At 73.5% G+C, this 13,058-nt stretch carries 12 protein-coding genes and 1 riboswitch; of the genes, 6 read left to right on the plus strand and 6 right to left on the minus strand.

What is annotated here, in order from left to right:
• The 6 genes from H5V45_RS03665 to H5V45_RS03690 all read left to right on the plus strand — a co-directional run bounded on the left by H5V45_RS03665 (window position 1) and on the right by H5V45_RS03690 (window position 7,179).
• Window positions 1-1,623: a TadA family conjugal transfer-associated ATPase gene (locus H5V45_RS03665; RefSeq protein WP_246415849.1), complete on the plus strand. Its 1,623-nt coding sequence runs from the start codon at window positions 1-3 to the stop codon at window positions 1,621-1,623.
• A 13-nt stretch (window positions 1,624-1,636) separates the two neighbouring features.
• Window positions 1,637-3,574 carry a type II secretion system F family protein gene (locus H5V45_RS03670; RefSeq protein ID WP_185251694.1) on the plus strand — a complete coding sequence of 646 codons (1,938 nt, stop codon included), beginning with the start codon at window positions 1,637-1,639 and terminating at the stop codon, window positions 3,572-3,574.
• 1 nt (window position 3,575) lies between these two features.
• Window positions 3,576-4,496 (plus strand): type II secretion system F family protein, encoded by a 921-nt coding sequence (locus H5V45_RS03675; RefSeq protein WP_185251695.1) that lies wholly within the window; start codon window positions 3,576-3,578, stop codon window positions 4,494-4,496.
• Window positions 4,493-6,085 (plus strand): histidine kinase, encoded by a 1,593-nt coding sequence (locus H5V45_RS22555; RefSeq protein ID WP_185251696.1) that lies wholly within the window; start codon window positions 4,493-4,495, stop codon window positions 6,083-6,085. The genes H5V45_RS03675 and H5V45_RS22555 overlap by 4 nt, the downstream gene beginning before the upstream one ends.
• Window positions 6,082-6,735 carry a response regulator transcription factor gene (locus tag H5V45_RS03685; RefSeq protein ID WP_185251697.1) on the plus strand — a complete coding sequence of 218 codons (654 nt, stop codon included), beginning with the start codon at window positions 6,082-6,084 and terminating at the stop codon, window positions 6,733-6,735. Before H5V45_RS22555 ends, H5V45_RS03685 begins: the two co-directional genes overlap by 4 nt.
• A gap of 234 nt (window positions 6,736-6,969) precedes the next feature.
• A complete protein-coding gene (locus H5V45_RS03690; protein WP_185251698.1) occupies window positions 6,970-7,179 on the plus strand; it encodes a Flp family type IVb pilin in 210 nt (69 codons plus the stop codon).
• Window positions 7,180-7,281: 102 nt separating this feature from the next.
• Here the strand turns inward: H5V45_RS03690 and H5V45_RS03695 are convergent, their stop codons facing one another.
• From H5V45_RS03695 to H5V45_RS03720, 6 genes are all read right to left on the minus strand, one after another.
• Window positions 7,282-8,583, minus strand: a complete 1,302-nt coding sequence (locus H5V45_RS03695; RefSeq protein ID WP_185251699.1) for a M48 family metalloprotease — start codon at window positions 8,581-8,583, stop codon at window positions 7,282-7,284.
• The gene (locus H5V45_RS03700) at window positions 8,580-9,788 is read right to left on the minus strand and encodes a hypothetical protein (RefSeq protein WP_185251700.1); all 1,209 of its coding nucleotides are present in this window, start codon (window positions 9,786-9,788) and stop codon (window positions 8,580-8,582) included. The genes H5V45_RS03695 and H5V45_RS03700 overlap by 4 nt, the downstream gene beginning before the upstream one ends.
• Window positions 9,789-9,825: 37 nt before the next feature.
• Window positions 9,826-10,869: a C40 family peptidase gene (locus H5V45_RS22560; protein WP_343061402.1), complete on the minus strand. Its 1,044-nt coding sequence runs from the start codon at window positions 10,867-10,869 to the stop codon at window positions 9,826-9,828.
• A riboswitch (cyclic di-AMP (ydaO/yuaA leader) is annotated at window positions 10,837-10,986 on the minus strand. Its footprint overlaps the gene before it by 33 nt.
• 198 nt (window positions 10,987-11,184) lie before the next feature.
• The gene (locus tag H5V45_RS03710) at window positions 11,185-11,391 is read right to left on the minus strand and encodes a hypothetical protein (protein ID WP_185251701.1); all 207 of its coding nucleotides are present in this window, start codon (window positions 11,389-11,391) and stop codon (window positions 11,185-11,187) included.
• 83 nt (window positions 11,392-11,474) lie between these two features.
• A complete protein-coding gene (locus H5V45_RS22565; protein WP_185251702.1) occupies window positions 11,475-12,737 on the minus strand; it encodes an NYN domain-containing protein in 1,263 nt (420 codons plus the stop codon).
• Between the two features lie 11 nt (window positions 12,738-12,748).
• Window positions 12,749-13,006, minus strand: a complete 258-nt coding sequence (locus H5V45_RS03720; RefSeq protein WP_185251703.1) for a hypothetical protein — start codon at window positions 13,004-13,006, stop codon at window positions 12,749-12,751.
• Between the last annotated feature and the right edge of the window lie 52 nt (window positions 13,007-13,058).

The following is a 13,058-nucleotide window of genomic DNA, read 5'->3' on the forward strand; positions in this document are numbered from 1 at the left end:
ATGAGCAGCCTCGCCGACCGCCTCGCCGCAGCGCGCCGCGCCGACCGCGCCGAGGCCGCCGCCGCCCGGGCCGCCGCCGACGAGGCCGCCGCCCTGCTCGCCGCCGAGGGTGCCGCCGCCGGGGACGCCCCGCCGGCCCCCGCGTCCGCCGCTGCGGACCCGGCCTCGGAGCTCGCCGTCACGCCGACCCCGGAGACGGGATCGCCCGCCGCGACCATCGCCGCGGCCACCGCCGCCCCGGTCGCCGGCAAGCGCCGGGCCGCGACGCCCGAGCAGCCGGTCCCCGCCACGGCACCGTCGCCCGCCCCGGCGCCCGTCACCCCCCGTCGTACGACCCTCGCGAGCGGGGGCGACCGGATCGAGGAGCTCAAGGCCAACGTGCACGTCGAGCTGCTCAAGCAGCTCGGGCCGCACCTCTACGACGCCGACATGGACCAGAACGAGCTGGACCAGCGGGTCCGCGCGGTGCTCGGCGACGTGCTCTCGGCCCAGGACCGGCCGCTGAGCAGCAGCGACCGCGCCCGGGTGACGCAGGAGATCAGCGACGACATCCTCGGCTACGGCCCGATCGAGCCGTTCCTGCGCGACCCGGACGTCTCCGAGGTCATGGTGAACCGCCACGACAAGATCTTCCTCGAGAAGAGCGGACGCCTCGTCGTCGCGAACGCGCACTTCACCGACGAGGCGCACCTGCGCCGGACCATCGACAAGATCGTGTCGCGCATCGGCCGCCGCGTCGACGAGTCCAGCCCGATGGTCGACGCCCGCCTGCCCGACGGCAGCCGCGTCAACGCCGTCATCCCCCCGCTGGCCGTCGACGGCTCGGCGCTCACCATCCGCAAGTTCGCCACCGACCCGCTGACGGCCGACGACCTGGTGAAGTTCGGCTCGCTGACGCCGCGCACCAAGGACTTCCTGGACGCGTGCGTGCGCGGCCGGCTGAACGTGATCGTGTCGGGCAGCACCGGGGCGGGCAAGACGACGACGCTCAACGTGCTCTCGTCGTTCATCCCCGAGGACGAGCGGATCGTCACCATCGAGGACGCCGCGGAGCTGCAGCTCAAGCAGGAGCACGTGGTCCGGCTCGAGTCCCGCCCGTCGAACATCGAGGGCAAGGGCGCGGTCGACATCCGCGACCTGGTCAAGAACAGCCTGCGGATGCGGCCCGACCGGATCATCGTCGGCGAGGTCCGCGACGCGTCCGCGCTCGACATGCTCCAGGCCATGAACACCGGCCACGACGGCTCCATCTGCACCCTGCACTCCAACGGGCCCCGCGACACCCTGGCCCGCATGGAGACGATGGTGCTGATGGCCGGGATGGACCTGCCCGTCCGCGCCATCCGCGAGCAGGTCGCCTCCGCGGTCGACCTCATCGTCCACCAGACCCGCTTCAAGGACGGCAGCCGCCGGATCACCCACATCACCGAGGTCGAGCGGATGGAGGGCGACGTGATCACGCTCCAGGACGTCTTCGTCTTCGACAACTCGGCCGGCTTCGACGCCGAGGGCCACGCCCTGGGGCGGCTGCGCTCGACCGGCCTGCGACCGAAGTTCCTCGAGAAGATGGCCTACGCCAACGTGACCGTGGACCCCATGCTGTTCGCGACGGACATGATGTGAGCCGGAGACCCCCGTGCCCCGGCTGACCTCCTCCCCCTCCACCACCCTGGCCCGACACGTGCTCCGGGCCGGCGCCCTGGCCACGGTCCTCCTGCTCGGCACCGCACCCGCGGCGCTGGCGGCCGACGACGGCCCCTCCATCGCCCACGTGGAGTCGTCGCGCACCGGCCTGCAGGTCCTGGTCAACGTGCCGGCCGACGCGACCGTCGACCTGAGCGGCGTCGCGGTGACCGTCGACGACCGGGTCGCGGAGTCCGAGGCCCGCCTGGCCGCCACGACCACCGACGTGCGCCGGACCGCGGTGCTCGCGATCGACACGAGCAACTCCATGCGCGGCCTGCGCTTCGCCGCCGCCCAGTCCGCCGCCCTGGCCTTCCTCGACGCCGTCCCCGACGACGTCGAGGTCGGGGTCGTCTCGTTCGCCGGCGAGGTGTCGCCGCTTCTGGAGCCGACCACGGACCGGGACCGCGCCCGCGAGGTGGTCGGGGCCCTGTCGCTGAGCAGGCAGACGAAGCTGTACGACGGGGTGCTCGCCGCCGCCGACATGGCCGGCACCGAGGGCCAGCGCACGCTCGTCGTGCTCTCCGACGGGGCGGACACGACCGACACCCCGCTCGCCGACGTGACCGACGCGATCACGGGCGCCGAGCTGATCGTGGACGTGGTCTCGCTCGACCAGACCGGCTCCGCCGTCGCCCCGCTCCGCGCGATGGCGAAGGCCGGCTCCGGCCGCGTCGTCACCGCCGACTCCGGCGCCCTGCGCCGGGCGTTCGCCCGCGAGGCCGACGTCCTCGCCCGGCAGGTGCTCGTGACCGCGCAGGTCCCGGCCGGGGTCACCGCGACCGAGGCCACCGTCGCGGTGACCCTGCCCACCGACACCGGCGACCTCGAGGCCCGTGCCTTCACCACCATCGGCTCCGACCGCGCACCGGCCGCCACCGCCGCCGCCGGTCCCGCTGCGGAGCCGGGCTGGGCACCGCCCGCCTGGATGATGTACGCCGGCACCGGGGCGCTCGGCGTCGGCCTGGTCGCCGTGCTGCTCCTGCTCGTCCCGGCCAAGCCGGCCCCGCTCAGCGCCGAGACCGTCGTGACGACGTACACCGACACCGTCGGGGGCCGCACCCCCGCGCCGCGCGCCGACACCGAGCAGGCGCTGGCCCAGGCGACCCACGCCGCGACCGAGGTGCTGCAGCGCAACAAGTCGCTCGACGCCCGGATCTCGCAGCGGCTGCAGTCCGCCGGCAGCGACCTCAAGGCCGCCGAGTGGCTGCTGCTCCACACAGCGATCGTGGTGGGGGCCGGAGTCCTCGGGCTGCTGCTCGGCACCGGCAGCCTGATGATCGGCCTGCTGTTCCTCGCCCTGGGCCTGGTCGGCCCGTGGATCTACCTCGGCGTGCGTGGCTCGCGCCGCCGCAAGGCCTTCGACACCTCCCTGCCCGACACCCTGCAGCTGATGTCCGGCTCGCTGGCCGCGGGCCTCTCCCTGGCCCAGTCCGTCGACACGATCGTCCGCGAGGGCGTCGAGCCGGTCGCCTCGGAGTTCAAGCGGGTGCTGATCGAGACCCGCCTCGGCGTGCCGCTCGAGGACGCCCTCGAGGGCGTCGGCGAGCGCTTCGAGAGCAAGGACTTCGCCTGGGTCGTGATGGCGATCAAGATCCAGCGCCAGGTGGGCGGCAACCTCGCCGAGCTCCTCGAGAACGTCGCGGGCACGATGCGCGAGCGCGAGTACATGCGCCGCCAGGTGGCGGCGCTCGCCGCCGAGGGCAAGCTGTCCGCGTGGGTGCTGGGCGGCCTGCCCCCGGCGTTCCTGCTCTACCTCGTGGTCGCCAACGGCGACTACGTGCACCCGCTCTTCGTGACGCCGATCGGCATCGCGATGCTGATCGGTGCCGGGCTGCTGCTCTCGGTCGGCGTCTTCTGGATGAGCCGGATGATCAAGGTGGAGGTCTGAGATGACCCTGCTGCTGGTGCTGGGCTTCGTGCTCGTCGTGGTCGCCCTGGTCCTCGTCGCGCTGGCCCTCGGTCCCTCGGAGGCCGCGGGCGTCACCCGCTCCCTGGCCGTGCTCGAGGCGATGACCTCCGCACCGAAGGAGCTCACGAAGGAGCTCGACCGGCCCTTCGCCGAGCGGGTCCTCGCCCCGCTGCAGCAACGCACCCTCGGGCTGGGCCGCCGCCTGTCGGGCGGCGACTCCGCGGAGCGGATCCGCGCGAAGCTCGACCTCGCCGGGAACCCCCCGGGCTGGTCCGTGGACCGCGTGACCTCGAGCAAGGTGATCGGGGCGGTGGCCGGCCTGGCGATCGCGCTGGTCTTCTCGCTGATGCTCGGACAGAGCCTGTCGGTCCGCCTGGTCATGCTCGTCGTGGGGCTCGTGATCGGCTTCTTCGCCCCGAACCTCTACCTCTACCAGAAGATCTACGACCGCTCGCAGCGGCTGCAGCGGGAGCTGCCCGACGCGATCGACCTGCTCACCATCAGCGTGGAGTCCGGCCTCGGCTTCGACGCCGCCATCCAGCAGGTGGCCCGGCACACCGAGGGTCCGCTGGCCGACGAGTTCGCCCGCGTGCTGCGCGAGATGCAGATCGGCCAGGGCAGGTCGGCGGCGCTGCGCGGGCTCGCCGACCGCACGAACGTCCCCGACGTGCGTACATTCGTCGGAGCGATGGTCCAGGCGGACGCGTTCGGCATCCCGGTCGGCCAGGTCCTGCGCATCCAGTCCCAGGAGATCCGCGTCAAGCGGCGTCAACGAGCCGAGGAGAAGGCCCAGCAAGTGCCGGTCAAGATGACGATTCCCCTCATCTTCTGCATCCTCCCCTGCCTGTTCATCGCGGTCATGGGCCCCGCCGCCATCAGCATCATGGACAACCTCAAGTGACCGCCCGCGACCTGCAGTTCGTCCGCCTGAGCGGCGCCGCGCGCGGCTTCGCCACGCTCGCGCTCGTCGCGCCGGTGCTGTGGTCGCGCGACAAGCCGGCGCTGCTCGCCCTCGGCGCCGTGTTCCTCATCTGGGCGCTCGTGCAGCTGGCCCAGACGCGGCTGCGCTTCTCCCCCACGTCCACGGCCGCCGTGGAGGCCCTGGCGATCGGCGCGGTGTGCGGCTTCTCCATCCACACCTCGGTGGCCGTGCTGGGCGCCCTCAGCGTGCCGCCGTTCGCCGCCGGGCTCCGGCTCGGCTGGCGCGGCGTCGTCACGTCGCTGATGGTCGAGGCGGTCGCGGTCGCGCTGATCCCGATGCTGCTCTTCACCCACCTCACGGTGGACCAGAGCTTCGCCGCGTTCACCTGGTGCGTGACCGGGCTCGGCCTCGGCCTGATCGCGAGCTTCGTCCACTCGACCTTCCAGTTCTCGCCGGACCCGCTGGCGCCGTACCGCTACGCCCAGTCGCTGATCCGCGAGCTGATCGACCTCTCCGGCGGCCTCAGCTCCGGCCTGGACCCCGTCCCGCTCGGCTCCATCATCCTGAGCACGGTGCGCGACGACCTGCCGACGGCCGCGCTGGCCCTCTACGTGCCCCGCGCGGACTCCCTCACCCCGCTCGTCACCAAGACCGTCACGTCGTCCACCGACCTGACCTCGGTCGACGAGCTGGCGCTCGAGGCCTGGGCGCTGAGCCGGCCCGTCATGGGCGGGCGCACCTTCGCCTTCCCGCTGGTCAGCGAGGCCGGCACCACCGCCGTCGTGGGCGGGCTGCTCTCCGAGCGGCTCGATCCCGCCCAGCTCGGGCTCGAGCAGCGGATCCGGGACCTCAGCGCCCGCCTGACGCCGAGCGCCGTGCACCTCGACACCGCCCTGCTCTTCGCCGCGTTCCGCGACGCCGCCACCGCCGACGAGCGCCGCCGCCTGGCCCGCGAGATGCACGACGGCGTCGCCCAGGACATCGCCTCGCTCGGCTACCTCGTGGACGCGCTCGCGGCCCGGCCCGCCTCGCCGGAGCAGGCCGAGCGGATCGAGGTCCTCCGCGACCGGATCACCGCCGTCGTCGCGGAGGTACGCCGCTCCGTCGTCACGCTCCGCACCGATGCGGGTGCGAGCGAGAGCCTCGGCGCGGCGATCGGCTCGATCGCCCGCAACCTCACCGAGGTCTCCGGCGTCCCCATCCACGTCACGCTCGACGAGCGGACCACCCGGCTGCGTCCCGAGGTCGAGGCGGAGCTGTTCCGCATCGCGCAGGAGGCGATGACGAACGCCGTCCGGCACTCCCGCGCCACGCGCATCGACGTGCACTGCCAGGTGCACGCTCCCGGCGCCCTGATCACGGTGACCGACGACGGCCAGGGGCTCCAGGCCGGGCGCGAGGACTCCCACGGCCTCGAGATCATGCGCGAGCGGGCCCTCCTCATCGGGGCCGCGCTCTCGATCGCGAACGGTCCCGACGGCGGCACCGTCGTCGCCGTGCGCACCACGCCCGAACCGGGCGGCGCCTCCCGGGATTCGGACGACACGGGTGCGATAGTCATCGCATGAGCTCCGACCCCATCCGTGTCCTGCTGGTCGACGACCACGAGCTGATCCGCAGCGGTCTCGCGGGGATCTTCGAGCTCGAGTCCGACATGACGATCGTCGGCGAGGCCGGCAGCGTCGCCGAGTCCCTCGCGGTCTGGACCGCCGAGTCCCCCGACGTCATCGTCGCGGACCTGCAGCTGCAGGACGGCACCGGCCTCGACATCGTCCGCGCGGTCCGCAAGCAGAGCCAGACCGTCGGTCTCGTCGTCCTCACGATGCACTCCGGCGACGACCAGATCTTCGCCGCGATGGAGGCCGGCGCGTCCGGCTTCGTCGGCAAGGACGCGCCCTCCTCCGAGGTCGTCAAGGCGGCCCGGCACGCCTCGGTCGCGCCGCGGTCGTTCATCTGCAGCGGCCTCGGCGGCGCGATGATGCGGCGTACGGCCGCCAGCTCCACGCGCCTGTCCGAGCGCGAGCACGAGGTGCTGCTGCTGCTCGCGGACGGCCTCGGTGCCGCCGCCATCGGCGAGCGCCTCTTCATGAGCGAGTCGACCGCGAAGTCGCACATCGCCCGGATCTACCAGAAGCTCGGCGTCGGCAACCGCGCCCAGGCGCTGGTCACCGCGATGCGCATCGGGCTGCTCAGCAGCGTGCGCCCGAACGGTCGCTGACCGACCGGTCCATCGGCCCGTCCCCCTCGGCAACCGCCGCGCCCCGGCGGTGGTGCGCTCGCGCTCCCGGCGTGCCCGGTCGGCGTCGCCGATCGCTGGGGGTGAGTAGTCCGAAGTGACTATCCCGCTCGACACCTTCACCGGGTCCGGTGCGACGCGCCATCCCCGACGCTTGGGGTCGTGAGGCAGCCCCCCGCCTCACTCTCGGTTTCACGACATCCAAGGAGCATCACCATGGTCGAGTACCTCCGCATCCTGCTCAACGCCCGCTTCGAGAAGATGGACGAGCGCGGCGCCTCGGCCGTCGAGTACGGCCTGCTCATCGCCGGCATCGCCGCCCTCATCGTCGTCGTCGTCTTCGCCTTCGGCGACAACATCACCGCCATCTTCGACAACACCTGCAAGGCCGTCGGCGACGGCGCGTCCACCGGGTCGTCCTGCTGACCCGACCGGGGGCGTGAGACCCGTCCTCGGGGACGGACACGGAGCGCGACCCACAGCACCACCCGACGCCGGTCGGGAGCCCAGGCTCCCGACCGGCGTCGGTCATTTCGTGAGGTCGCCGTTGCCCCGCAGCTGTTCGGCGATCGCGATCCGGCCCAGCGTCGTCGGGTGGCTGCCGAACCACAGCTGCGACCACGCCGGCGGCGTCGGGTCGGAGAGCGAGCGCAGTGCGAGCTGGCGCTGCATGGCGATGAAGGCGTCGGGGTCGTGCGTGGCCTCGAGGGCGTCGACGTCGGCCCGGGTCTCGATCTGTCGACTGACGGCGTTCTCGACGGGGCTCGAGAGCAGCGTCCCGAAAGCCACCAGGGCCAGCACCAGCGGGACCACGGCCGGGTCGGCCATCCCGGTCCGCCGCCGCTCGCCGGGACGAGCCGCAGCGCCGGTGCCTCCGACCGCCCCGACCACGAGGGCCAGCAGCCCGATGCCGAAGGCGCCGCCCACGGCCCCGAGGACCGAGCCGGTGACGACGTCGCCCTCGCGGGCGTGGCCGAGCTCGTGCGCGACCACCGAGAGGGCCTCGTCCTGCGGGAGGTCGTCGACCAGGTTGTCGTAGACGACGACCCGACGGGTGCTGCCGAGACCGGACACGTAGGCGTTCAGGGTCGTCGTACGCCGGGAGGCGTCGGCGACGAGGACGTCGTCGACGTGCACGCCCTCCTCGTCGGCGAGGCGCAGGATCTGGGTCCGCAGCGGGCCGTCCGGCAGCGGGGTGAACGAGTTGAAGAGCGGCTCGACCAGGACCGGGTAGACGAACGAGCCGACCAGCACCAGCGCGGCCACCAGTCCCCCGGCCACCGCGGGCCAGGCGCGCGGCCAGCGGCGGGCGCACGCGACCACGACCAGCAGGCCGAGCGACGTGCTCACGATGGTGACCACCTGGCCCACCGCCTGGTCGCGGGCGAAGCCGCTCCAGGCCTGGGTGCTGAGCCCGTACTGCAGCTGCTCGCGGCGCAGCAGCACCGCGAACGGCAGCGTCACCACGCGGCCCACGAGGGCGAGCGCAGCGACCGCGACCACCACCCGGAACCACCACGGCCCGCGGAGCCGCTCCACCCAGCGCCGCCCGGTGCGCGAGAGGCCGAGGAAGCCGGCGACCAGCAGCGAGACGACCAGCGAGCTCCAGCTCCAGACGCGGGCCCAGCGGGAGAAGTCCTCGGCCCGGGAGATCTGCTCCGCCGAGAACACCGACCCCGGGTCGGCGGGAGGCGGCGTGCCGCCGGGCACCGGGTGCCACGGCACCAGCCAGAGGGCCAGGACCACGAAGGCCAGGCCGGAGACGACGGTGACGACGAGGGCCACCGTCCTGTCGCCGCGCGGGTCGGACGGTCGGTCGTGGTGCGTCACGCCGCCAAGTCTGACAGGCGGTCCTGCCAGGCCCGGGTGAACGACCGCACGCTCAGCCCGAAGCCCGTCTCGAGTGCGCGGCCCAGGGGCGTGCCGTCGTCGACCCGGTCGTAGAGGCGGACCAGCGCCCGCTCGCCGCCGCGGTCGGCCAGCACGCGGCAGGCGATCCAGGCGGCTTCGTACGACGCCCCCAGGTGCGTGGTCGTGGTGTCGAACTCGGCGGCCCCCGGCAGGTGACCCGGCGGTCCGTCGCGACGGACCTGCCGGATGATCTGGCCGGCGGTCGTGCCGATGGGCAGCCGGACGTCGCGCAGGGCGACGTAGTCGGCGAACCCCTCGAGCAGCCACAGCGGCATCGAGCTGAGGGCCGCGTCCGTCGCCACGTGGGTGGCCTCGTGGCTCATCACGACCTGGGCGCCCTCGGGCTGGAGCTGGGCGAAGACGTCGGGGTTGACGAAGACGTGGACCGGGGCGTCCGGCGCCAGCGACCCGTCGGCGGTCGTGGTGACGGCAGCGATGTTGGCGTACTGCTCGGGCTCCGCGTCGAGCACCCGGTCCAGGCCCGCGCCGGTGCGGGGCACCTCGACGACCAGGCGCGGGCGCCAGTCGGTGACCACCCGTCGTACGACGGGCACGGCGGCGTCCGCGCGGCGGGCGTAGCCGTCGGCGGTGCCCCGGCTGCCGTCGACCAGCACGAGCGTGGTGGGGGTCCGGCGCACCTGCAACGGACCGCTCAGCCAGAGCGGGGAGCGGTCGTCGCCGCCGCCGACCCCGGTCAGGCCCACGGCGCCGTCGCCCGCGACGAAGTGGAAGAGCACCTCGGTGTCGGCCGGCGCGGTGTCGAAGCCGCCGAAGGCCCAGGTCACGTCGACCGAGGCCGTCCAGGCGCCGGCGTCCGAGACGGCGCTCTCCTCGTCGACGTAGCGGACGGTGAAGTCCCGCAGGTGCAGGGCTTCGGCATTGGTGACGATCCCGGCCAGCAGGTCGGCCGCGGCGTCGTCACCGGACGGTGCCAGGGCGCGCGCCGCGGCGGGGTCCCGGCGGTCGACGGCCTCCTGCAGCCGGCCGAGGGTCTGCGCGGCCAGGGCGGGCTGGGCCTGGACGCCGCGGCTCTGCGGGGGCCGGGCGACGTAGGGCCGGTCGTCGACGACGCGCCAGGCGACCAGCCCGACGACGACCAGCAGGGACAGCGAAAGGCCGGCCACCCACCAACGTGGACGACCGGCCTTCGTGCGCGGGGCGTCAGCCAGGACGGACCGCACCGACGTACGGCATCGAGTGCAGGCTGCTCACCTGGACACCGGCGCTGGGGTTCAGGGCGTTCACGATCATGCCGTTGCCGATGTACATGCCGACGTGGCTGATCGGGCTGTAGTAGAAGACCAGGTCGCCGGGCATCAGGTCGCTCTCGGCGATGTGCGGGCCGGAGGAGTACTGCGCGCTCGAGGAGTGCGGCAGGGCCACGCCCGCCTGCGCCCAGGCCATCATGGTGAGGCCGGAGCAGTCGAACGCGTTCGGGCCGGCGGCGCCGTACACGTAGGCCTTGCCGACCTGGGCCATGGCGTACTGCACCGCGGCCGCGGCGCGACCGGAGGCCGGCACGCTGGCGGGGGTCCGGACGTCGCCGCGGGACACGATCGCCTCGCGGGCCTCGGCCTTGAGCTTGCCGAGCAGCGACTTCGCCTCGGCGAGGTTCGTGTCGATGGTGGCCTTCTCGGCCGCCAGCTGCTTCTTCGTCGCGGTGACCTGCGCCTGGCGCTTCTCGGTCGCCGTGCGGCGGATGTCGAGGGCCTTGAGCTCGGTCGCGTAGTCGTCGAACATCTGCGACTGCATGTCGTTGAACGCCGACATCGTCGAGAGCTGCGAGAGGAACTTGCCGGGGTCGTCGGAGACGAGCACCTGGCCGACCGACGAGAGGCTCTCGCCTTCGTACTGGCGCACGACCGACTGCTGGACCTGCTCCTGGACGACGTCGAGACGGTCGTCCTGGCGGCCCTGGTCGGCCTCGAGGGCCTTGAGGTCGCGGGTGAGGTCGCGCAGCTCGAGCCTGGCGTCGTTGTACCGCTCCGAGGCCTGTTCGGCCTGGTGGTACAGACGGTCCACGCGCGCCTGGACGGTGTCGATGTCGGGCTCGGCCTGGGCCGGGGTCGACGGAACGAGTCCGACGCCGACGACGAGGGCGAGGCCCGAGAGGGCAGTGATGAGTCGCTTCCGGCCGTTGAGCACGAGCGGGCGGTCTCCCTTGTGAGTCGTACGCCTACCGGGTGAGCTGACGGATTCGGGCACGACTTGCCCTACCCCCGCTCCTCGGTGGCACCTGCGTGCCGCCGCCTTGCGAGGGATTCACCCCAGAAGAGTTGGTTCCCCGGCTCTCTCCCCGCCTGGACGGTTCGAGACTCAGCGCGGTGCCCGCGCGGACCCTGACTGGCCCACTCCCACGGTCACCTGAGCGACTGACAGTAGTGGCGGGAGCGGGTGCTGACCAAACTTCCGGGGCGTGTTTCGTCACATGCGAGGTATTGCGGAGCGGTCTCCTGTCACACAGGTCACATCCGTCACGCCTGCCACGCAGGCCCGGGGGCTCGGTGCCTCCCCGGACACCTAGGCCGACTCCACCTCGGGTGCGGTCACCGACTGCACCAGCCGCAGCGGCGGCACCAGTCCTCCCCGGGCCAGGACGTCGAGCGCGCGGCGCTCGTCGTCGTCGAAGGTCAGCTCCGGCGGCGGTCCCAGGAGCACGGTCACCACGCAGTCGTGGCACGCCAGCCCGCGCACCACGCAGGTGTCACAGTCGATTCGCGTCGTCATGGGAGTGACGCTCCCAGCGGCCACCGACAGTCCGTCCCGGACCTCCGGCGTACGGCGTGTCGCGCGCCTGTTCCGTGTTCGGGTCAGGTCTGCAGGAGCGACTCGAGCGTGCGCGCCGGGACGGTCCGGGCACCCCGCCGCTCGACGCTGGTCGCGAGCTCCCGGTCGTCCGTCACGACGAGCACGAGGCGCCCCGTGGGCTCGGCGTCCACGAGGTCGCGGATCACGTCGTCGGCGATGACGCCCTGGGGGCTGAAGAGCACCTTCACCCCGCGCGGCGTCGCCACGACCGGGCGCTGGCTCGAGGAGGCCGCGTCGAACACGACCGTGGTCTCGACGCCGGAGCGGGCGACCAGCGGGGCGAGCCCGTTGAGCAGCCGGATCCGCTGGGCCTCGAGGGAGGAGGCGGGCCACACCGCCTTGGTGACGTTGTAGCCGTCCACGACCAGCCGGGCGCCGGGCATCGCGAGCTGCTGCTCGAGCACCGCCGGGCTCGGTGCGGCGGACCGCGCCGACGGGGCCGCCGCGGCGGCAGCGGCCTCGACCTCGGCCTCGACCCGGTCGCCGGGGGCGCCCGTCGTCGACGGCAGGCCCAGCTCGCGCTGGAGGCCGGCGGCGGCCTCGATGACCGTGGTGAGCAGCAGCCGGGCCCGCACCGTCGCCTCCTCGCGATCGACACGCACCGAGCGGCGTGAGGCCGCCGCGTCGGCGTCGTGCTGGGCGACCTGGGCACGCAGCCGGCGGAGCTCCTTGTCCTGGGCGGCGATCCGCTCCCCGGCCTCGGCCAGCGCCGCGACGTCGTCGCGGACGGCGTCGGCCAGCTCGGCCCGGGTGGCGCGCTCGGTCGCCCGGGCCTCGCCGAGCTTGCGCCGGAGCGTGGTGTTCTCGCCCTTCAGCTCGTCGACCTGGGCACGGTGGAGCGCGCGCTGGTCACGGGCGGCCTGCTCGACGTCGGCGACCTTGCGGCGCAGCCGGTCCAGCTCGCCCGACTCCTGCTCGACGGCAGCGGGACGCTCGCGCAGCTCGCGGACGGCCTCGACCACGACGTCGTGCCAGCCCTCGGGCCGGGTCAGCCAGGTGACCGCCGCCCGCTCACCGGCGTCCTCGGGGACCGCGGGCACGCGCGCGGCCACCTGGGTGCCGACCCGGTCGCGGAAGTCGTCGTCCTGCACGAGCGCCTGGCCGATCGCGGTCGCGCCCAGGCGGGCCCGGCGTGCCGGCGCGAAGTCGGCCACCCGGCGCAGCGCCGGGGGCAGGCGCACCACGTCGGGCAGGGCGTCGGCGGTCAGCGCCACCACGCGCGTGCGCACCGCGTCGGGGAGGTCGGCGAAGGTCGTGTCGGCCACGGTCGCCCCGCTCAGCGGGACGCCGGGTCGTCGACCGCGGCCTCGTGACGGGAGACGTGCTCGATGGCGTCGGCGCGGCCGCACCAGCGGCAGGTCACGGCCTCGACGGTCTCGTCGAGCAGCTCGGTCTCCTCGACGCGGTGGTCGCCGGCGAGGTCGAGGTGCCAGTACTCCGTCGTACGACGGGTGCGCGTCACGTCGAAGCGGGTGAGGTTGCCGCACCCGGAGCAGCGCCAGCGATGGGCCGCATCGGGGATCGCGGTGCCCATGGCGGCCTCCTCTCGTGGTCGGTCCGGTCCCGGAGCCTCGTCCCCCAGCGTA

The organism is Nocardioides luti, assembly GCF_014212315.1.
GTDB classification, from domain to species: Bacteria; Actinomycetota; Actinomycetes; order Propionibacteriales; family Nocardioidaceae; genus Nocardioides; species Nocardioides luti.